The organism is Frateuria defendens (assembly GCF_001182895.1).
Taxonomy (GTDB): Bacteria; Pseudomonadota; Gammaproteobacteria; order Xanthomonadales; family Rhodanobacteraceae; genus Frateuria_B; species Frateuria_B defendens.
Genome location: NZ_LFQR01000243.1, coordinates 1 through 326 on the forward strand (window position 1 = coordinate 1; position 326 = coordinate 326).

At 72.1% G+C, this 326-nt stretch carries 1 pseudogene; it reads left to right on the top strand.

Annotation, left to right across the window (positions count from 1 at the left end):
• Positions 1-326, top strand: a pseudogene (locus tag ACH65_RS18125) (hemagglutinin repeat-containing protein); the annotation flags it as partial.

Sequence of the window (326 nt, forward strand, 5' to 3'; positions counted from 1 at the left end):
TGGGCGCGGGCAACAACCTCGACCTGGAAGCCACCCAGCTGAGCGCGGGCCACGCGGCGGTGCTGAGCGCGGGCAACGACCTCAACCTCACCACGGTGACCGACCTCGCCACGCAGACGGCGAGCTGGAAGGAGGGCAAGAAGCGCATCACCCAGACCACCACCGACGAGACGCTGCACGGGGTGACGGTGAACGCCGGCACCGGCCTGGCGCTCGTGGCCGGTCACGACGCCACCCTCACCGCCGCCACCCTCGCCACCCAGTCGGGCCTGGCGGCAGTGCAGGCGGGCCACGACGTGAACCTCCTGAGCGGGTCGGAGACGCAC